At 69.9% G+C, this 19,128-nt stretch carries 17 protein-coding genes; 7 read left to right on the top strand and 10 right to left on the bottom strand.

The features are described 5' to 3' along the window. Positions 1–14 precede the first annotated feature (14 nt). Both NKI68_RS12350 and NKI68_RS12345 read left to right on the top strand, forming a co-directional pair. Positions 15–677 (top strand): FAD-binding oxidoreductase, encoded by a 663-nt coding sequence (locus NKI68_RS12350; RefSeq protein WP_254543402.1) that lies wholly within the window; start codon positions 15–17, stop codon positions 675–677. A gap of 30 nt (positions 678–707) precedes the next feature. Next, on the top strand, positions 708–1,718 hold the full coding sequence (locus NKI68_RS12345; protein ID WP_254543401.1) for an NAD(P)H-dependent flavin oxidoreductase: 1,011 nt from the start codon (positions 708–710) through the stop codon (positions 1,716–1,718). A gap of 421 nt (positions 1,719–2,139) precedes the next feature. Here NKI68_RS12345 and NKI68_RS12340 read toward each other — a convergent pair whose 3' ends face one another. From NKI68_RS12340 to NKI68_RS12325, 4 genes are all read right to left on the bottom strand, one after another. Then, complete coding sequence (locus NKI68_RS12340; protein ID WP_254543400.1) at positions 2,140–2,358, bottom strand: hypothetical protein; 219 nt, start codon at positions 2,356–2,358, stop codon at positions 2,140–2,142. Positions 2,359–2,683: 325 nt separating this feature from the next. Next, a complete protein-coding gene (gene mce / locus NKI68_RS12335; RefSeq protein ID WP_254543399.1) occupies positions 2,684–3,067 on the bottom strand; it encodes a methylmalonyl-CoA epimerase in 384 nt (127 codons plus the stop codon). Positions 3,068–3,114: 47 nt separating this feature from the next. Further along, positions 3,115–4,791, bottom strand: a complete 1,677-nt coding sequence (locus NKI68_RS12330) for an acyl-CoA mutase large subunit family protein (protein WP_254543398.1) — start codon at positions 4,789–4,791, stop codon at positions 3,115–3,117. A 122-nt stretch (positions 4,792–4,913) separates the two neighbouring features. Continuing rightward, a complete protein-coding gene (locus tag NKI68_RS12325; RefSeq protein WP_254543397.1) occupies positions 4,914–5,534 on the bottom strand; it encodes a GNAT family N-acetyltransferase in 621 nt (206 codons plus the stop codon). Positions 5,535–5,660: 126 nt separating this feature from the next. Here NKI68_RS12325 and NKI68_RS12320 point away from each other — a divergent pair, with 126 nt between their 5' ends. Continuing rightward, positions 5,661–7,676, top strand: coding sequence for an AMP-binding protein (locus tag NKI68_RS12320; protein ID WP_254543396.1), 2,016 nt, complete (start codon positions 5,661–5,663; stop codon positions 7,674–7,676). A gap of 96 nt (positions 7,677–7,772) precedes the next feature. Here the strand turns inward: NKI68_RS12320 and NKI68_RS12315 are convergent, their stop codons facing one another. After that, the gene (locus NKI68_RS12315) at positions 7,773–9,026 is read right to left on the bottom strand and encodes an MFS transporter (protein ID WP_254543395.1); all 1,254 of its coding nucleotides are present in this window, start codon (positions 9,024–9,026) and stop codon (positions 7,773–7,775) included. Between the two features lie 195 nt (positions 9,027–9,221). On the opposite strand from NKI68_RS12315, the gene NKI68_RS12310 reads away from it, so the two are divergent. Further along, complete coding sequence (locus NKI68_RS12310) at positions 9,222–10,667, top strand: TIGR00366 family protein (protein ID WP_254543394.1); 1,446 nt, start codon at positions 9,222–9,224, stop codon at positions 10,665–10,667. 38 nt (positions 10,668–10,705) lie between these two features. On the opposite strand, the gene NKI68_RS12305 is transcribed toward NKI68_RS12310, so the two are convergent. After that, entirely contained in the window at positions 10,706–11,434 is a 729-nt protein-coding gene (locus NKI68_RS12305; protein WP_254543393.1) for an AMP-binding protein, read from the bottom strand. 67 nt (positions 11,435–11,501) lie between these two features. On the opposite strand from NKI68_RS12305, the gene NKI68_RS12300 reads away from it, so the two are divergent. Continuing rightward, positions 11,502–11,807 carry a MazG-like family protein gene (locus NKI68_RS12300; protein WP_254543392.1) on the top strand — a complete coding sequence of 102 codons (306 nt, stop codon included), beginning with the start codon at positions 11,502–11,504 and terminating at the stop codon, positions 11,805–11,807. A gap of 211 nt (positions 11,808–12,018) precedes the next feature. Here the strand turns inward: NKI68_RS12300 and dnaJ are convergent, their stop codons facing one another. Beyond that, on the bottom strand, positions 12,019–13,173 hold the full coding sequence (gene dnaJ / locus NKI68_RS12295) for a molecular chaperone DnaJ (protein ID WP_254543391.1): 1,155 nt from the start codon (positions 13,171–13,173) through the stop codon (positions 12,019–12,021). A gap of 119 nt (positions 13,174–13,292) precedes the next feature. Here dnaJ and NKI68_RS12290 point away from each other — a divergent pair, with 119 nt between their 5' ends. Further along, positions 13,293–15,128 (top strand): Rieske (2Fe-2S) protein, encoded by a 1,836-nt coding sequence (locus NKI68_RS12290; RefSeq protein WP_254543390.1) that lies wholly within the window; start codon positions 13,293–13,295, stop codon positions 15,126–15,128. Between the two features lie 61 nt (positions 15,129–15,189). Here NKI68_RS12290 and NKI68_RS12285 read toward each other — a convergent pair whose 3' ends face one another. Then, a complete protein-coding gene (locus NKI68_RS12285; RefSeq protein WP_254543389.1) occupies positions 15,190–15,762 on the bottom strand; it encodes a DUF3267 domain-containing protein in 573 nt (190 codons plus the stop codon). 82 nt (positions 15,763–15,844) lie between these two features. Here NKI68_RS12285 and NKI68_RS12280 point away from each other — a divergent pair, with 82 nt between their 5' ends. Beyond that, positions 15,845–16,645, top strand: a complete 801-nt coding sequence (locus tag NKI68_RS12280; protein ID WP_254543388.1) for an enoyl-CoA hydratase/isomerase family protein — start codon at positions 15,845–15,847, stop codon at positions 16,643–16,645. Positions 16,646–16,835: 190 nt separating this feature from the next. On the opposite strand, the gene NKI68_RS12275 is transcribed toward NKI68_RS12280, so the two are convergent. Both NKI68_RS12275 and dnaK read right to left on the bottom strand, forming a co-directional pair. After that, complete coding sequence (locus tag NKI68_RS12275; RefSeq protein WP_438267802.1) at positions 16,836–17,156, bottom strand: winged helix-turn-helix domain-containing protein; 321 nt, start codon at positions 17,154–17,156, stop codon at positions 16,836–16,838. 62 nt (positions 17,157–17,218) lie between these two features. Further along, positions 17,219–19,099: a molecular chaperone DnaK gene (gene dnaK / locus NKI68_RS12270; protein WP_254543386.1), complete on the bottom strand. Its 1,881-nt coding sequence runs from the start codon at positions 19,097–19,099 to the stop codon at positions 17,219–17,221. Positions 19,100–19,128 lie beyond the last annotated feature (29 nt).

Below are 19,128 nucleotides of genomic sequence, written 5' to 3'. Positions count from 1 at the left end.
AACGCACACTATACATGGACCCGACTCCCGTGACCGTCGCCGCCGTTCGAGACGTGGGACCGAACGCCGTCGCCATCGACTTCGAGACGCCCCCGGACTTCGACGCGCGCCCCGGCCAGTTCGTCAGGCTCAGCGCGGAGGTAGCGGGCGAGACCGTCGCCCGTTTCTACACCATCTCCTCGCCGGCCGTGACGGACACGTTCGAGGTGACGCTCACCGTCGATCCCGACGGCGCGTTCGGAACGTACGTCGCGACCCTCGCGCCGGGCGACGCGCTGCACTTCACCGGGCCGTTCGGCGACGCCCACTACGAGGACGAAGCCGAGACGCTCGTGCTCGCAGGCGGGCCGGGAATCGGTCCCGCGGTCGGCATCGCGGAGCGCACGCTCGCCGACGGCGGGCGGGCGACCGTCGTCTACCGCGACGACGAACCGATTCACGAGGAGCGCCTGGCCGAACTCGCGGCGGGCGGCGCGCGGGTGTACGTCCTCTCCGAGGACGAGGCGCTCGACGCCGCCCTCGTCGAGGCGCTCGACGGGGTCGAGGGGGATCGCGGGACGTTCGTCTACGGGTTCGCGCCGTTCGTCGAGGCGGCCACCGAGGCGCTCGTCGCCGCGGGCGGCGACGCCGAGGCCGCCAAGATCGAGAGCTTCGGTCCCGCCCCGGGGACGGAGTAGTTCTTTCACGCCGGCCGGGCAAGGGGCGTCGTGCCCCCGTTCGACACCGCGCTCTGCCGGACGCTCGATATCGACCACCCCCTCGTTCAGGCCCCGATCGGCAGCGCCAGCTGTCCGGCGCTGGCCGCCGCCGTCTCGGAGGCGGGCGGGCTTGGAACGCTGGCCGTCACGTGGCGGGGGCTCGACGCGACGCGGCGTGCCATCCGCGAGACGCGGGAGCGGACCGACCGCCCCTTCGGCGTGAACCTCGTCCTCGACCCGGCGACGACGCGCGCGCCCACGGAGGAGCACCTCGACGCCTGCCTCGACGCGGGCGCGCCCGTCGTCTCCCTCTCCTTCGGCGACGCGGCCCCGCACGTGGAGCGCTGTCGCGAGGCGGGCGCGACGGTGATGCAGACGGTCGGGAGCGCCGAGGAGGCCCGCGAGGCCGTCGCCGCCGGCGTCGACGCGGTCGTCGCGCAGGGCTGGGAGGCGGGCGGGCACGTCCAGAGCGAGGTGGCGACGATGCCGCTCGTCCCGGCCGTCGCGGACGCCGTCCCCGACGCGCCGGTCGTGGCGGCGGGCGGCATCGCCGACGGCCGTGGGCTCGCCGCGGCGCTCGTCCTCGGCGCGGCCGGCGGCTGGCTCGGCACGCGCTTCGTCGCCGCCGAGGAGGCGCGGAGCCACGGGGCCTACCGCGAGCGCGTCCGCGACGCCGACGAGACGGACACCGTCTTCTCCGAACTGTTCGACGGCGGGTGGCCCGGCACGCCCCACCGGACGCTCCGCAACGCCACCGTCGAGGCGTGGGAGCGCGCCGGCCGTCCGCCGCCGGGCGAGCGCCCCGGCGAGGGCGAGACGGTCGCGGCGTACCCGAACGGTCGCCCCGTCGAGCGGTACGGCGACGACGTCGCCCTGCCGGGGATGACCGGCGACGTCGAGGCGCTCGCGCTCTACGCGGGCCAGAGTAGCGGGCTGACGAACGACGTCCGCCCCGCGGCGGCGATCGTCGAGGGGATCGTGGCGGAGGCGCGGGCGGCGCTCGACCGGGCGAGCGCGTGACGGTGTAGCGCCACACGCGACGCGTACCAGCACACTGAAAATATCTAAAAATCACCAACATAGTTCATTGTCTCCGAATTACGCATATTAGGGTGAACGTCCCGGCGGCCCGCGGGCCCTGTGGCGGGTGGGACCCGCCGCGAACAAGACAACCCGCACCGAAACGAGGTGTTCCGGGGCGTGTGCTTTCCGCGCGGAGCGACCGCTCCGTCGCGCGGCGCGCTCGCGTCCGGGGACGAGTCGTTCGTCGTTCGGGACCGATAACTATCTCCGGTTAATACCTGCTAACAGGTAGAGACAGACCAGCCTCTCGGGCGTTTCGCTCGGTGGGAAGCGCCCGCGTGGTGGCTCACGCGGGCCGGCTGTCTCGCGGACCAACGGCCACGAACACGAACGCGACTGCGGCGGAAGAGCGTACCGACTATCGACGGAGCGCCCGCCGCAGGGTGCTCGACGTGATGCGGAAGAAGCACAGCCAGCAGCAGTCGTCGAGTCGCTCGTGGTAACAGCCCGTCGTGTACTCGGGGAGGTGCAGTCGTCCCTGGACGAACCAGCGGTTCTCGTCGGCGAGGCGCCGATCGTCCGCGCGATCGAGCGGGAACCCCTCCCCGTTCCCGCTCGGAGCGTCGTCGGAGTTCATCCCTCCGTGACGCCGCGAGGGTCCGGCGTGTCGTCACAGGAAGGGCCGTCGGGGTCGGTTCGTATCGCTCGCTCGTCGGCCGCTCCGGCGGGCCGTGGGGCAGGTAGGATCATCGGTGAACAAGGTTTTGAGGCGGGTTGGCACACGTAGGCACGGAGTCCGGGGGTTTGTATCTTTCGCGCAATTCCACGGAGCGAGAGCGGAGACGGCGGGAGGAGAGGGACGGTGGGATCACGACCGCCGGGCCGCGACCGCGCGGACTCGCGCAGTGCAGGTCTGGCGGAATACTGAGGGCGAGCGAGGCGCGCCAGCGCCGAGCGAGGGCTCAGTGTTGCACGAACTCGATCAGGATGCCGCCGGTCGACTTCGGGTGGAGGAAGGCCACGTCGTGGCCCCACGCGCCGGGACGTGGCTCCTCGTCGATGAGGTCGATACCCATCGTCTTCGCCCGCGCGAGCGCCGCCTCGATGTCCTCCGTCGCGACCGCGAGGTGGTGGATGCCCGGTCCGTTCCGATCGAGGTAGCGCTGAATCGTCCCCTCCTCTACGGGTTCCAGCAACTCGAAGTAACTCTCGCCGAGATCGAGAAAGAGCACGCGGAGGCCGTCGAACTCCTCCTCGTGGGCGATGCGCGTGCTGAACAGCTCGCAGTACAGCGACGCGAGCGCGTCTGCGTCGCCGGTGGCGATGCCGGCGTGATCGAAGTGCATGGATCGACGTGCGCGCGGCGGGAGGATAAAACCGACGCGGACCCCGGTCAGAGCCCCGGGTTGTACTCCCCGAACACGTCGCGCATGGCGTCGCAGATCTCGCCGGTCGTCGCGTAGGCCTTCACCGCGTCGACGATGCGCGGCATGACGTTCTCGTCGCCGGCGGCGGCGTTTCGGAGCGCGTCGAGGGCCGCCGCGACCTCCTCCTCGTCGCGGTCCTCGCGCACGGCGGCGAGGCGCTCGCGCTGGCGGCGCTCGTCCTCCTCGTCGACCTCCTCGATATCCTCCTCGGGTTCCTCGTCTGCCTCGAAGGCGTTGACGCCGACGATGATGCGTTCTCCCTCGTCGATCTCGCGCTGGCGCTCGAAGGCGACGTCCTGGATCTGTCGCTGGACCCACTGCTCCTCGATGGCGCGGCGCATCCCGCCGCGCTCGTCGATCTCCCCCAGGAGATCGAACGCCTCCGCCTCCAGCTCGTCGGTGAGCGTCTCGACGTAGTAGCTCCCGGCGAGCGGGTCGATGGTGTCGGCCGCGCCGGACTCGTGGGCGAGGATCTGCTGGGTCCTGAGGGCCGTCCTGACGGACTTCTCGGTGGGCAGCGAGAGCGCCTCGTCCTTCCCGTTGGTGTGGAGCGACTGCGTCCCGCCGAGGACGGCCGCGAGCGCCTGGTAGGCGACCCGGACGACGTTGTTCTCGATCTGCTGGGCGGTGAGGGTGGAGCCCGCCGTCTGCGTGTGGAACTTGAGCTGCTTCGACTTCGGGTCCTCCGCGCCGAAGCGCTCCTCCATGATCGTCGCCCACATCCGCCGGGCGGCGCGGAACTTCGCGACCTCCTCCAGGATGTTGTTGTAGGAGGCGAAGAAGAAGGAGAGCTGGGGGGCGAAGTCGTCCACGTCCAGTCCGGCGTCCACGGCCGCCTCGACGTACTCGACGCCGTCGGCGAGGGTGAACGCGATCTCCTGGGCCGCGGAGGAGCCGGCCTCGCGGATGTGGTAGCCCGAGATGGAGATGGTGTTGAAGCTCGGCACCTCCTCGGCGCAGAACTCGAAGATGTCAGTGATGATCCGCATCGACGGCCCCGGCGGGTAGATGTAGGTGTTGCGGGCGATGTACTCCTTCAGCACGTCGTTCTGGATGGTGCCGCGCAGTTCCTCGCGGGGGACGCCCTGGCGGTCGCCGACGGCGATGTACATGGCGAGCAGCACGGAGGCGGGCGCGTTGATCGTCATGCTCGTCGAGACCTCGTCGAGCGGGATGCCGTCGAAGACCGTCTCCATGTCGTGAAGCGAGTCGATCGCGACCCCCGACTTGCCCACCTCGCCGGCGGCCATGGCGTCGTCGGAGTCGTATCCCATCTGCGTCGGGAGGTCGAACGCCATCGAGAGACCGGTCTGCCCCTGATCGAGCAGGTAGTGGAAGCGCTCGTTGGTCTCCTCGGCGGTGCCGAAGCCCGCGTACTGGCGCATCGTCCACAGCCGTCCGCGGTACATGGTCGGGTACACGCCGCGCGTGTACGGTTCCTCGCCCGGGAAGCCGACGTCAGCGACGTAGTCCTGCTCCGCGACGTCCTCGGGCGTGTAGAGGGGGTCGACCTCGCGGCCGTCGGTGTCGGTGGTGAACGACTCCCGGCGCTCGCCGAACCGATCGAGCGTGGGCGCGAGCGTCTCCGCCTCCCACTCCTCGCGCTCCGCCCGTATCCGCTGAAGATCGTCCTCGTCGAACATGCGTCGAACGTGGCGGGCGGCGGGCTTAATCCTTGGCGGGACGTGACCGTACCACGCCCCGCTCGGCGGACGCGTTCGGTCCGGAGGGCGACGGGAGCGAGCGCGGACCGGTCGACGGCCGATCAACGACCGGTGTCGTACTTGTACGTGGCCGTGTCGGGGTCGATGCCGAAGTCCTCCGCCGCCTCCTGTGGCTCCGCCTCGCGGTCCTCGGCCGCGACCTTGAACCGTTCGCGCAGCGTCTCCGGCATGCGGAACCGGTCGGTGTCGATCGCGAGCGCGACGACCCGCTCGTCGGACGCCTCGCGCTTCTCCTCGAGGCGCTCGCGCAGTACCTCGGGTAGCGCGTCGGCCGCGACGCCGCGGAAGCCGAACTGCGTGAAGTAGTTCGGCTGGTCGGTGAGCACGTACGCCTCGTCGAAGCCGCGATCGCGCGCCGTGGAGACGAGGCGCTCGACGACGTGCGCGCCGACGCCCTGCCCCCGCCACCCGTCGAGGACGCCGATGCTCGTTATCTCGCAGTAGTCGCCCGCGCGCGAGCGGCGACCGCTCGCGCTGCGCGGCCGGTCCTCCTCGTCGCCCGCGTGGATGCGGATGCGTCCGAACCCCGTCTTCACGTTCGACTCCTCGTCGATGGCGACGACGTAGTCCCGGGACCGGAACGCGCGCTCGTCGAGGTCCATCGCCTCGATGTGGTCGAGCAGCCAGACCTCCTCTCGGTTTTTCGCGTCCCGGACGTACATGCGTGCTAGTTGCTCGCGAAGTGGCAAAAGGGTTTACCGACGGCGGGGACCGCGCCGTCCTCGTCGGGGCCGAGCGCTCCCCCGAGCGCAGAAACCTACTTGCCCCCGGCGGTTACACAGTCGGCCATGAGTTCCCTGCCGGATCTGGACGAGATCGTCTACGAACCGTCCGAGGAGACGGTCGAGTCGACGAACGTCGCCGCGTTCATGCGCGAGTTCGACATCGACACCTACGACGAGTTGATCGAGCGGAGCCGGGACGTCGAGTGGTTCTGGGACGTCCTCTCCGACTACCTCGGGATCGAGTGGTACGAGGACTACGACGCCGTCCGGGACGATTCCGACGGTCCGCAGTTCTCCCGGTGGTACGTCGGCGGATCGCTCAACGTCGCGCACAACACGGTCGACCGCCACGCGGCCGTCGACGACGAGCGACGGAACAAGGTCGCCGTCATTTGGGAGGGTGAGGACGGAGGGGTCTCCGCGAGCGAAGCGAGCGGAGGCTCGTCGGACTCGTCCGACGGTGTTCGTGAGGTGACCTACCACGAACTCTGCCGCCAGTCGAACCAGGTCGCCAACGCGCTCGAGGAGCGCGGCGTCGGGACGGGCGACACGGTCGGGCTGTACATGCCGATGGTGCCCGAGGTCGTCTCGATCCTCTACGGCTGCTTCAAGGTCGGTGCGATCGCCGTCCCCATCTTCTCGGGCTTCGGCGTGGACGCCACCGCCACCCGCATCGCCGACTCGGAGTGCTCGGTCCTCTTCACCGGCGACGGCTTCTACCGCCGCGGCAAGGAGGTGCTCCTGAAGGGGACCGCCGACGAGGCGATCGAACAGGCCGGCCACGTCGAGCACACGATCGTCTTCGAGCGCCTCGGCGCGGACGTGCCGTGGAACGACGGGCGCGACGAACGGTGGGTGGAGGCCGTCGAGACGCGGTCCGACGAGTACGAGACGAAGGAACTGGACGCGAGCCAGGAGTCGATGCTGCTCTACTCGTCGGGGACGACCGGGAAGCCGAAGGGGATCGTCCACACCCACGCGGGGATCCAGCTACAGACGGCCAAGGAGATCTACTTCGGGTTCGATCACAGGGACTCGGATCGGTTCTTCTGGGTGTCGGACATCGGCTGGATGATGGGGCCGTGGACGCTGATCGGCAACCACACCTTCGGCGGGACGGTCTTCATGTACGAGGGCGCGCCGGACTACCCCGAGCCGGACCGCTTCTGGGAGATGATCGACCGCCACGAACTCTCGGTGTTCGGCATCTCGCCCACCGCGATTCGCGCGCTGCGCAAGAAAGGCGACGACTGGGTCGAGGGCCACGACCTCTCCTCGCTGCGGTTGCTCGGCTCCACCGGCGAGCCGTGGGACCCCGAGTCGTGGCTGTGGTTCTACGAGAACATCGGCGGCGGCGAGATCCCCATCATCAACATCTCCGGGGGGACCGAGATCTGCGGCTGCTTCCTCATGCCGCTGCCCGGCATGCCGCTCAAGCCCTGCACGCTCGGCAAGCCCGGCCTCGGCATGGACGTGGACATCGTGAACGCCGCGGGCGAGTCCGTCGCCGACGACCACGAGCGGGGCTTCCTCGTCGCGCGCGACTCCTGTCCCTCGATGACCAAGAGCCTCTGGGACGGCGACGAGCGCTACCTGGAGACCTACTGGTCGACGTTCGAGGACCCACCGATGTGGGACCACGGCGACTGGGCCCAGCAGGATGAGGACGGCTTCTGGTTCCTCCACGGCCGCGCGGACGACGCGCTCAACGTCGCCGGCCGCAAGGTCGGCCCCGCCGAGGTCGAGGGCGCGCTCATCGACCACCCCGCCGTCAACCAGGCCGCCGCCGTGGGCGCGCCGGACGAGACGACCGGCACCGCGGTCGTCGCCTACGTCATCTTAGAGGAGGGGATCGAGGAGTCGGACGACCTGCGCGCGGAGCTGCGCGAGCAGGTCGGCGAGGAGCTGGGCAAGCCGTTCCGGCCGCGGGAGGTGCTGTTCGTCGACGAGTTCCCCAAGACCCAGTCGGGCAAGATCATCCGCCGGGCCATCCAGGCGACCTACACCGGCGAGGACCTCGGCGACATGTCCTCCATCGAGAACCCCGACGCCATCGACGAGGTCGAGCAGGCGCGGTAGGTGCGGTAGGTGCGGTGGGCGCAGTGGGCGCGGGGAGGCGTTCGGGGCGGTGGGCGCGGTAGACGCGGCGGGCGCTACCGGCGCGTCGGGGACCGGTCACGTCACGCCCCTGAGCCGCCCCGCCCCGGCGATGCAGGCCGCGCCGGCGATCCCGACGACCCCGGTGACGAGGAAGACGGGGAGATACGTCCCGAGCGTCCCGTAGCCGAGGCTCGCCAGCGGCGAGGCGAGCAGCCCCGAGACGGCGAAGGCGACGGACGCGAGTCCGTAGAGCGTGCCGAGCCGGTCGGCCCCGAACAGGTCCGCCACGAGCGGCGAGAGCAGCGCGCCGTTGCCGCCGTAGCTCAGGCCGAAGAGGGCGGCGACCCCGAGCAGCGCGAGCGGCGCGCGGGCGAACGGCAGGGCGAGCAGCGCGACGCCCATCAGCGCGGAGCAGGTCACGAAGATGCGGACCCGGCCGAGGCGGTCGGAGACGACGCCGATGCCGAGGCGCGCGCCGCTGGTCGTCAGGCCGACGAGGCTGATGGCGAGGACGCCCGCCCACTCCGCGCCGACGGTCGCGGCGAAGGGAACGACGTGGTTGACGAGGACGTACAGCGGCGCGTAGATGAGCGTCCACCCGAGGACGACGAGGAGGAAGGGCAGGGAGCGGACCGTCGCCCACGCGCGCTCGGCGGACGTCGCGGTCGCCCCGCCGTCGGAGGCGGGGCGACCGTCGGCGGCGGGACGACCCTCGGGAAACTCCCGCGAGGGGTCCGCGCCCACCTCGCGCGGCGAGTCGGCGAGCAGCGCGACGGCGACGAGCAGGACGGCGGCGAGGGCGACCGCGAGCGTGCGAAACGTGCCGCGCCAGCCGTAGCGGGCGATGAGCTCCGCGGACGCGGGGGCGATGACGAGCATGCCCACGCCGAGGCCGGCGCTCGCGAACCCGGTCGCCGCGCCCCGCCGCCGGCCGAACCAGTGGGGGACGACGGCGTACGCCACCAGGTAGAGGAGGCCCATCCCGAGGCCGGTGACGAGGCCGTAGGCGACCACGAGCGTCGCGTACGAGTCGCTGATCGCGGTGCCGTACAGGCCGCCCGCGAGCAGGACGGTCCCCGCGAGCAGCATCCGCCGGGGCCCGAACCGATCGAGCGCCGCGCCGAGCAGCGCCGCGCCGACGTAGATGACGAACGTCTGGACGCCGAAGACGAGCGAGACGCGGGCGGGCGAGGCGTCGAACGCGGCGAGCAGCGAGTCGTAGAAGACGCTGAAGGAGTAGGTCATCCCGAAGAGCACGCCGGTGACGACGAAGCAGCACGCGGCGACGACCCAGCCGTAGTACACGCTGGATGCGAGACGGGAACGCACGGCGTAGACCACGGGTGCCGAGGAGCAAAAACCATCCGGACGTCGAGGGCGAGATCCATCAGATTCCGGTACAGATGTCGGCGCAGAAATCGCGTTCACTGCGCTGAAACATCGGATTAACGTTTCCACGATCCACAACGTGCCGAAAGTTCTTTTAGGGGGCGTCAAGTCACCTGTGACGCGGTATCACCGACCATGTCGCTCACGAGTCCCATCAGACGATTAGGGGGGAAGTTCGCGGACGTCTCGCTGAAGTACATGCCGGACCCGTACGTGTTCGTCATCGTCCTGACCGCCCTGGCGTTCCTCGGGGCGATCAGCGTCGGAGCCGGGCCGGTCGAGACCCTCGACGCCTGGTACGACGGCGTCTGGACGTTCCTCACGTTCATGGCGCAGTTCGCCATCATCCTGATGACGGGCGACGCCATCGCGAAGTCGCCCGCGGTCACGCGCTTCCTCGAGCGCATCGCCGGCCTCCCGTCGTCGCGGCCGACGGCCGTCGCGTTCACCGCGTTCGTGACGATGTGTTCGGCGCTGATCTCGTGGGGTCTCGGCCTCATCGTCGGCGCGGTGATGGCCCGGCAGGTCACCTACCAGGGACAGAAGAACGGCCTCACGCTCCACTATCCGCTGCTCGCGGCGGCCGGGTACACCGGGCTGATGATCTGGCACTCCGGGCTGACGACCTCCTCCGGGTTGATCATGGCGTCGCCCGAGACCCTCCCGAAGGCGTTCCAGACGTACACGCCGAACGGCATCCCGCTCTCACAGACCATCGGGAGCACGGTGAACCTCGTTACGGTCGCCCTGCTGCTGATCGTCGTCCCGCTCGTGATGGCGATGCTCCACCCGGACTCGGAGGAGAAGATCCGCGGGCTGCCCGACACCGTCGTCGAGGAGATGGCACCCAACCGGAAGGAGGGGACCGTCGCCGACGGCGGTGCCGAGGTCGCGCGACAGGACCCCGTCGAGCCGTCGCTCACCGACCGAATGACCCCCGCGGATCGGCTGAACAACTCCGTGATCCTCACGCTGATCATCGCCGTCTTCCCGGCGTACTACTTCGTCAACGCCTGGTTCATCGAGGGGACTGGCATCGCCAGCCTCTCGCTCAACAGCATCAACGCGTTCTTCCTGTTCTGCGCGATCGTCCTCTGGAAGACGCCCGAGGGGATCGTCGAGCAGATGGAGGAGTCCGTCGAGAACGTCGCCGGGATCATCTTCCAGTTCCCGTTCTACGCGGGCATCTCGGGCATCGTGGCGGGGACGGCGCTGGGCGTCACCATCGCGAACTTCTTCGCCGGCTTCGCCACCCCCCTCACGTGGCCGGTCATCGGGCTGATCAGCGCCGGCATCATGAACGTCTTCATCCCCTCCGGCGGCGGCCAGTGGGTCGCGCAGGGGCCGATCCTCCTCGAAACCACCCAGCAGCTCGGCATGCCGCTGTACACGGCCGTCGTCATCGAGATGATGGGCGACCAGCTGACGAACATGATCCAGCCGTTCTGGGCGCTCCCGCTGCTCGCGCTGGCCGACCTCCGCGCCCGCGACATCATCGGCTACTCCACGATCGCCATGCTCGCCGGGTTCGTCGTGATGGCGATCACGATGACCGTCTTCCTCGGCCTGCCGCACGCCTGACGCCGCCCTTCCGCCGCCCCCTCGTTCCCTCCGTCCGACTATTCGAACTCGAACACGTCCGCCGGCGCGACCGCGTTCCCCTCGGGCGCCTTCCCCTCGGCGACCGCCGCCGTCCCGGTCGTCGCCTCGTCCGGAAACAGCACCGCCGCGCCGACGAACAGCGGCGCGACGAGCCCCGCGACGACGGTCCCCGGATCCGCCAGCGGGGCGCGAACCGCCACGCGGTCGTCGCTCGCGAGGCCCAGTCGGTCGGCGACGCGGCGGGCGGCGGCGAGCACCTCCCGGTGGGAGTACTCGCCGCCCGATCCGCACAGGAGCGCCGCGTCGGGCGACACCGCGTCCGGCGGTTCGGTCGGGTTCTCGCTCCAGACGTCCCGCTCGAAGTACGAGACGCGCGGATCGTCGGGCGGGTCGCCGTAGACGACGCGCTTCGTCGACGGCCCGACCGCGTGCTCCGCGGCGCGCGCGAGCGGCGTGACGAGCGCGCGGTCGTCCACCCGGCGCGGCGGGTCGAAGCGGACCGCCGCACCGAGCAGGCCCGCCCCGAGGAAGGCGAGGACGGCCTCCGGCGTCGGGTCGTCCCCGACGGCGACGGTCGCCCCCTCGCGGACGCCGAGGAGGCGCAGGAAGTTGCCCGTCTTCCAGGCGTTCGTACAGAGGCGGTGGTAGTCGTACGCCCGGCCGAGCGCCGGCGCGAGCAGGGCCGGCGCGTCGCTCCGACGCTCGCGGGCGAGGAGGTCGCCGAGGACCCGCGGGAGATCGTCCATGCGCGGCGTTCGCGCGCCGGGGAGAAAATCGGGTCGATGAAGTGCTCCGACGCGCCGATCGGGAGGCATGGACGAACAGGAGCGCGTCGCCGAGTTTCTCGCCGCCCACGACCTGCACGCACCGACCGCCTACCGCCTGCTCGACCTCTGTTCGGAACTGGGCGAACTGGCGAAGGAGGTGAACACCTCGACGGGCTACGGGGCGAACCCCGAGGCGGTGGCGATCGCGGACGACGAACTCGGGGACGCCCTCTTCGCGCTCCTCGCGCTCGCGGAGGAGGTAGATCTCGACGCGGGCGCGGCGCTGGACGCGGCGCTCTCGAAGTACGAGGCGCGGTTGGCGGAGGGGGAGACGCCGGGGAGCGGGAAGTAGGACGGGAACGATCCGTTTCGCTCCCGGTGGCCCCGCCAGCGTCCGCGCCGCGAAGCGGCGCGGTTCACCGCGGACGCTCCGCGTCCGCGGCTTTTTTTGGTGGCTGGCGAGACGCTTCGCGTCTCGCTGCTGCTGCGAAGCGCGGCTTCGCAGAACAGATTTTTCGAGGAATGGTTGGCGAGCGAGCCAACCCGACGAAGGGAAAGGTGCTTTAGAAACTGTTCCGGATCCGCTCGAAGAAGCCCTCCTTCACGTCGATCTCCTCGCCGCCGGCCTCGGCGAAGGCCTCGAGCGCCTCGCGCTGCTCCCGGCTGAGTTGCTCCGGCGTGACGACCTGCACCTTGACGAAGAGGTCGCCGTGGCCGCGGCGCTTCAGGCGTGGCATCCCCTTCCCCCGGAGGCGGAACGTCTCGCCGCTCTGGGTGCCCTCGGGCACGTCCATCGACACCGAGCCGTCGAGCGTCTCGAACGTCACCTCGTCGCCGAAGACCGCCTGCGGGAAGGAGATGGGCAGGCGGTAGAGCAGGTCGTCGCCGTCGCGCTCGAAGTCGGGGTGCGGTTCGACCGTGATCTCGATGAGGAGGTCGCCGTTCGGGCCGCCGCGCTCGCCCGGCGCGCCCTCGCCGTCCATGCGGAGCGTCTGGCCGTCGCGGATGCCCGCCGGCACCTCGACGGTGAGCGTCGCCTCGCGCAGGACGCGCCCGTCGCCGTCGCACGTCGAGCACGTCTCGGAGTAGAGCGTCCCCTCGCCGCCACACTGCCGGCAGGTCTGGGACTGCTGGACGCGCCCGAAGGGCGTCTGCTGGACGCGCGTCTGCTGGCCCCGGCCGTCGCAGGCGGGGCAGGTCTGCGCGTCCGCATCGGGCGGGTGACCCCGGCCGTCGCAGTCGGGACAGGTCTCGGGACGGGTGACCGTCATCTGCCGGTTCAGCCCGTGGTAGGCGTCCTCGAGGTCGATCGTCAGACTCGTCTGGAGGTCCTGCCCCTGCCGCGGGCCGCTGCGCCGACCGCCGCCACCGCCGCCGAAGAACTGCTCGAAGATGTCGTCGAAGGGGCTCCCGGCACCGCCGCCCATCCCGCCCATGCCACCGAAGGGATCGCCACCGCCGCCCCCCGCGCCGTCGAAGCCGCCGCGCTTCTCCGCCTGCTCGAAGCGGTCGTGGCCCATCCGGTCGTAGGCCGCGCGCTTCTGCTCGTCCATGAGCACCTCCTTCGCCTTCTTCACGCGCTTGAACTTCTCCTCGGCGTCCGGCTCGTCGCTCACGTCCGGGTGGTACTCGGCCGCCTTGCGCCGATAGGCCCGCTTGATCTCGTCCTCGTCGGCGTCGCGCGAGACGCCGAGCACCTCGTAGAAGTCCTCGCTCATTCGTTGGAACGTGGTATGACGTTGTTACACTTCAAAAGAACGGAAGCGACTCACGTCAGATCCGATACAAAAATCGGGTTCAGGGAACGGTTTTCCCCACGGACGGCGGACGTGAGCGCATGGCAACCGAATCCGAGTCGGGGACTGACTCCGAGTACGTCGCGGTCGCGGACCTCGCGGATCTGGAGCGGGACGGGACGGCGGTCGTCGGCGCTGACGGGCGGGCGGTCGCGCTGTTCCACCACGAGGGCGAGGTGTACGCGGTCGACAACCGCTGTCCGCACATGGGCTTTCCGCTCACCCGGGGCACCGTCGAGGACGGCATCCTCACCTGCCACTGGCACCACGCGCGCTTCGAACTGGAGGCGGGCGACACGTTCGACATCTGGGCGGACGACGTGCAGACGTTCCCCGTCGAGGTGCGCGACGGGCGCGTCCTCATCGATCCGGACCCCGAACCGGACGTGCCGCCCGCCGTCCACTGGCGCAATCGCCTCGCCGACGGTCTCCACGAGAACCTCCGGCTGGTGATGGCGAAGGCCGTCATCGGCCTCGACGAGGCGGGCCGCACGGCGCGGAGCGACCCCGAACGACCGGGCGATCCCGAGCGAACGGGCGGCGAGGGGAACGAATCGCAGGTCGACGGGTTCCACACGCCGATCGAGACCGCCGTCAACTTCGGCACCCGCTACCGCGAGATGGGGTGGGGGCGCGGCCTGACCACCCTCGGCTGCATGGCGAACCTCCACGCGGACGTCGGCGGGCGCGACAAGCGCCGCGCGATGTTCCTCGGCGTGCGCGAGGTGGCCGCCGAGGCCGCGGGCGAACCGCCGCGCTTCGGGCAGTACGCCTTCGACAACCGCGACCTCCCGAAGGAGCGACTGAAGGAGTGGTTCCGCGACTGCGTGGAGGTCCGGGACGCAGACGGCGCGGAGCGCGTCCTCCTGACCGCGCTCGCCAACCTCGAGGAGGAAGCCGTCGCGGACGTGCTGTTCACCGCCGCGACGGACCACCTCTATCTGAACGCGGGACACACGCTCGACTTCGTCAACAAGGCGTTCGAGACGCTCGATCACGTCGGGTTCGACGACCACGCCGACGCCGTCCTCGCCTCGACGGTGCGACAGCTGACCGGCGCGACCCGCTCCGAGGAACTGTCCTCGTGGCGACAGCCGGTCGACATCGCCTCCTTGTGCTTCGACGCGCACGACCTGCTGCCCGACCTCGTCGCGGCGGGGGAGGGGAGAGCGTGGGAGCGCCCGGACGGGTTCGTCGAGAGGCTCCTCTCGGACGATCCCGAGGCGATCGTCGACGCGCTGACCGACGCGATCCGCGAGGGCGCGACGACGACGCAGCTCGCAGACGCCGTGGCGCGCGCGGCGACCCGGCGGGTGGCGTACTTCGCGACGAACAACGAGTTCTCCGACTGGAACACCGTCCACCACACGTTCACCTACGCCAACGCGGTCCACCGGGCGACGCTGCGGACCGACGCGGTCGAACTCTACCGCGGCTGCTTCGACGCCGCGATGAGCGTCTACCTCGACCGGTTCCTCAACACCCCGCGCGCGCCCCTCCCGACGCCGGGCGAGTCCGACCGCGACCCGGGCGAGATCCGCGAGGAGTTGCTGTCGTGCTTCGACGAGCAGGGGCGGGTCAACCGCGCGGCGGCGCTCGTGAGCGAGTACTTCGATTTGGGTGGTGACCCGGACGACCTGAAGCGGACGCTCGGCCGCGGCCTGCTGCGCGAGGACGCCGGGTTCCACACCCTCCAGAACGTCGAGGCCGCGTTCCGCCGGTTCGAGGCGGTCGAGGAGGACGGGGAGCGCCGCCTCGCGCTGATGGCCACCGCCCGCTACATGGCGGCGCACTTCCCGACCCGGCGGGAGGCCGAACAGACGTTCTCCATCGCGACGCGACTGCACCGCGGCGAACGGCTCCACGAGGCGGAGTGAGCGGACGACCGTCGGGTAGAACGTGGGTCGGGGCGGTCGCCACGACGACCGCCCCGACCGATCAGGACGCCCCCTCCGGCTCGAAGACGTACATCTCCGTCGCGCTCACGTCGTAGAACACCGATCCCCGGGGGAGCCCCGCGGCGCGCCACGTCACGTACAGATCGCCCACCGCCCCAGCCGTGTTCACGACGAACGCGACGAACCCGACGCCGACCAGCGGACCGTCGCCGAGAGCGAGCAGCGCGACGGCGAGCGCGTCGACGACGACCAGCGGCGCGAGCGCGATCAGCACCTGGTCGCGCCGGGTGACGATCTGCCCGAACGCGGCGGCGTACACGCCCGGCAGCCGCCGGTCGACGCCGAAGGCGACCCGGTAACCGAGCGCCCGGGCGGCGATGGCGTGGACGCCCTCGTGGACGACGATCGTCGCGACGAACGAACCGAGAAGCCCGACGAACGACGCGGTCTCGACGGCGAACTCGATCTCACCGCCGCGTGGAAGCGCCGCGACGACGGTCCCCAGGACGATGGCGACGACCGTCGCGGCGAGCCCGGCGGCCTGCAGCCGCCGCCGGGGGTAGGAGAACTCGTACGGCGCGCCGTAACCGATCGACTCCGGACGGGAACCCATACCGTTCGAACAGCGGACGCGACGATAGCCGTTCCGGGACTGTTCCAGTTGTTTTATTTCAGCCGTAGTTGTACGACGGGACATGGCCGAGATCACCGACGACTACGAGAACCTGCGCGTCGAGCGCGACGATGCCGCGGGGCGGATCGTGATGGACAGCACGAGCGACTTCAACTCGATCAACCCGACGATGGGCGACGAACTCGTCCACGCCGCCACCGAGTTGAGCGAGGACGACGCGATCCGGTGTCTGGTCCTCACCGGGACTGACGGCGTCTTCTGCGCGGGCGCGGACCTCGCGGGACTCGACGGCGACGAGCGGGACGCCCCCGAACTGCGCCGCCTGGCCTCGTCGCTCCACGACGCGATCCTCCAGCTCCACCAGGCGGAGACGCCCCTGGTCGTCGGCGTCAACGGCGTCGCCGCGGGAGCGGGCTTCAGCCTCGCGCTCGCGGGCGACGTGGTCGTGATGAGCGACGAAGCGCGCCTGGAGTACGCCTACGGGCGCATCGGGCTCACCGGCGACGGCGGCTCGACGTTCTGGCTGCCGCGGCTCGTCGGCCTCCGCCGCGCGAAGGAGATCGCCCTCCTCGACGAGCCGATCGACCCCGACTACGCCGTCGGACTGGGACTCGTCACCGAGAGCGTCCCCGCCGCGGAGTTCGACGAGCGCGTCGCCGACTACGCGGAGCGCCTCGCGAGCGGGCCGACGGGGGCCCTCGGCGCGACCAAGCGCCTCCTGACCGAGAGCTTCGAGCGCGGGCTGGCGGGACAGCTGGCCGCCGAGACGGACGCCATCGCCGGCGCGACCCGCACGGAGGACTACGAGCGCGGCTACGCGGCGTTCTTCGGGAAGGAGGAACCGGAGTTCGTGGGGCGGTAGGAGCACATCGGGGCGGGATCGGCGGGCTTCGTTCAGTGAGGTGAACGAGGGCGACGTTTTTGTCGGTTTGAGGTCCCCCTCTCCCGAGCAACGGCGGCAGTCGCACAGAGACAGAGCTTCTTCTAGGTAGTGATCAACTGAGAACTCTCGTTCATCAGCCTCGTTGGTCAAGGAGGCTGGTGAAATCCGATCACGAATACGCGTCGTTGAACTCGCGTTCGCGACGCATTAACTCCTCGACGCCGTGCTTGAGGATGCCACGCCCCATCGCGGTCGGCCGGTAGTACGTGTAGAAACCCTGGCTGTCGGCGGTGCGTCGCTGGCGCTTGTCGACGAGCCCGACGTCGACCAGTTCGTCGAGGTGGTAGTGGAAGTTGTGGGGTTCGACGTCGACCGCCGATTTGAGCTTGGCGGCGCTCAGTTCGTCGTTGGCGACGAGAGTGCGCAGGATGCGAAACCGCGGAAGTCGCACGCACAGGGGAGTCACCGTGAGGGGTCCGGGATGGTGCAGAGCTACAGCAAGACGTCGATCTCACAGAGGGCGAAAACGAGATTCGACAGTTCGACGCGCCGTTACTGCTCCTCGTCGTCGTCCACGTCCTCGAAGTCGGCGTCGACGTACTCCGACTCCTGGCCCGCGCCGGGGCCGGCACCGCCCGCACCGGGATCCGCGCCCGCCGCGCCCGGTCCGGCACCGCCGGCCTGCGCGGCCTGCTGCTGGTACATCTGCTTACCGATCTCCTGGAGTTCCTTCGAGAGCGCCTCGGTGTCCTCGCGGAGGTCCTCGGTGCTCGCGTCCTCGTCCTCGAGCGTCCCCTCGAGGTCCTCGATGGCGGCCTCGATGTCCGACTGGAGGTCGTCGGAGACGTTCTCCTCGTTCTCCTCCAGGAGGGTGCGCGCGCGCTGGACGGCGCTCTCGGCGTCGTTGCGCGCCTCGATGCGCTCGCGGCGCTCCTTGTCCTCCTCAGCGTGCTCCTCGGCCTCGCGCTGCATGCGGTCGATCTCCTCGTCGGAGAGGCCCGCGCCGCCCTCGATGGTGATGGACTCGGCGTTGCCCGACCCCTTGTCCTCGGCCTCGACGTTCACGATGCCGTTCTCGTCGATGTTGAACGTCACCTCGATCTGGGGCGTGCCGGCAGGTGCGGGCGGGATACCGGCGAGCTGGAACTCGCCCAGCAGCTCGTTCTGGTTCGCCATCTCGCGCTCGCCCTGGAAGACGCGCACCTGGACGTTGGTCTGGTTGTCGGCCGCCGTGGTGAAGATCTTCGACTCCTCGGTCGGGATGGTCGTGTTCTTCTCGATGAGTCGCTCGAACAGGCCGCCCTTGACCTCGATGCCGAGCGAGAGGGGCGTCACGTCGAGCAGGACGATGTCGTCCACCTCGCCGCCGAGGACGCCGCCCTGGATGGCCGCGCCGAGCGCGACGACCTCGTCCGGGTTGACGTTCTTCTTCGGCTCCTGCCCCGTCAGCTCCTCGACCTGCTCCTGGACCATCGGCATGCGGGTCGACCCGCCCACGAGAATCACCTCGTCGATGTCGGACTTCGAGTAGCCCGCGTCGGCGAGCGCCTGCTCGGTCGGCTCGACGGTGCGCTCGACGAGGTCGCGGGTGAGCGACTCGAACTTCGCGCGGGTGAGCTTCGTCTCCAGGTTGAGCGGGCCGGAGTCCGTCGCCGCGATGAACGGGAGGTTGATCGAGGTCTCCTTGCGTGAGGAGAGTTCGATCTTCGCCTCCTCGGCGGCGTCCTTGAGCCGCTGGAGCGCCTGGCGGTCCTCGCGGAGGTCGATCCCGTGTTCCGCCTCGAACTCCTCGGCCAGCCAGTCGATGATCGCCTGGTCCCAGTCGTCGCCGCCGAGGTCGTTGTCCCCGTTGGTGGCGACGACCTCGTAGACGCCGCCCCCGAGGTCGAGGATGGAGACGTCGAAGGTGCCCCCGCCGAGGTCGTAGACGAGGACGGTCTGGTCCGCGTCGTCGTCGAGACCGTAGGCCATCGAGGCGGCGGTCGGCTCGTTGACGATGCGTTCGACCTCGAAGCCCGCGATCTCGCCCGCGTCCTTCGTCGCCTGGCGCTGCTTGTCGTTGAAGTACGCGGGGACGGTGATGACGGCCTTCTCGATCTCGTCGCCCAGGTACTCCTCGGCGTCGCGCTTGATCTTCTGGAGGATCATCGCCGAGATCTGCTCGGGCGTGTACGAGGAGCCGTCGATCTCCACGGTGTAGTCCTCATCGCCCATGTGGCGCTTGATGGAGGCGATGGTCCGCTCGGGGTTCTGGATCGCCTGGTTCTTCGCGGGGCGACCGACGAGCCGCTCGTCGTCCGTGAACGCGACGACCGAGGGGGTGGTGCGATCCCCCTCCGCGTTCACGATGATCTCGGGGTCGCCGCCCTCCATCACCGCGAACGCGCTGTTGGTGGTACCGAGGTCGATACCGAGAATCTTGTTACTCGCCATGTTACCTCCACCTACTGTCGTCCGCCCGT

The sequence above is a fragment of the Halomarina pelagica genome (genome assembly GCF_024228315.1).
Lineage (GTDB): Archaea > Halobacteriota > Halobacteria > Halobacteriales > Haloarculaceae > Halomarina > Halomarina pelagica.
This window is presented reverse-complemented; position numbering and strand designations above follow the sequence as displayed.

What these genes read in the sequence shown, in the direction of transcription:
- NKI68_RS12310 (WP_254543394.1), top strand. Translation starts at nt 9,222, where the DNA reads ATGTCGCTCACGAGTCCCATCAGACGATTAGGGGGGAAGTTCGCGGAC.
- NKI68_RS12300 (WP_254543392.1), top strand. Translation starts at nt 11,502, where the DNA reads ATGGACGAACAGGAGCGCGTCGCCGAGTTTCTCGCCGCCCACGACCTG.
- NKI68_RS12290 (WP_254543390.1), top strand. Translation starts at nt 13,293, where the DNA reads ATGGCAACCGAATCCGAGTCGGGGACTGACTCCGAGTACGTCGCGGTC.
- NKI68_RS12320 (WP_254543396.1), top strand. Translation starts at nt 5,661, where the DNA reads ATGAGTTCCCTGCCGGATCTGGACGAGATCGTCTACGAACCGTCCGAG.
- NKI68_RS12330 (WP_254543398.1), bottom strand. Translation starts at nt 4,791, where the DNA reads ATGTTCGACGAGGACGATCTTCAGCGGATACGGGCGGAGCGCGAGGAG.
- NKI68_RS12340 (WP_254543400.1), bottom strand. Translation starts at nt 2,358, where the DNA reads ATGAACTCCGACGACGCTCCGAGCGGGAACGGGGAGGGGTTCCCGCTC.
- NKI68_RS12285 (WP_254543389.1), bottom strand. Translation starts at nt 15,762, where the DNA reads ATGGGTTCCCGTCCGGAGTCGATCGGTTACGGCGCGCCGTACGAGTTC.
- dnaJ (WP_254543391.1), bottom strand. Translation starts at nt 13,173, where the DNA reads ATGAGCGAGGACTTCTACGAGGTGCTCGGCGTCTCGCGCGACGCCGAC.
- NKI68_RS12350 (WP_254543402.1), top strand. Translation starts at nt 15, where the DNA reads ATGGACCCGACTCCCGTGACCGTCGCCGCCGTTCGAGACGTGGGACCG.
- mce (WP_254543399.1), bottom strand. Translation starts at nt 3,067, where the DNA reads ATGCACTTCGATCACGCCGGCATCGCCACCGGCGACGCAGACGCGCTC.
- dnaK (WP_254543386.1), bottom strand. Translation starts at nt 19,099, where the DNA reads ATGGCGAGTAACAAGATTCTCGGTATCGACCTCGGTACCACCAACAGC.
- NKI68_RS12325 (WP_254543397.1), bottom strand. Translation starts at nt 5,534, where the DNA reads ATGTACGTCCGGGACGCGAAAAACCGAGAGGAGGTCTGGCTGCTCGAC.
- NKI68_RS12305 (WP_254543393.1), bottom strand. Translation starts at nt 11,434, where the DNA reads ATGGACGATCTCCCGCGGGTCCTCGGCGACCTCCTCGCCCGCGAGCGT.
- NKI68_RS12280 (WP_254543388.1), top strand. Translation starts at nt 15,845, where the DNA reads ATGGCCGAGATCACCGACGACTACGAGAACCTGCGCGTCGAGCGCGAC.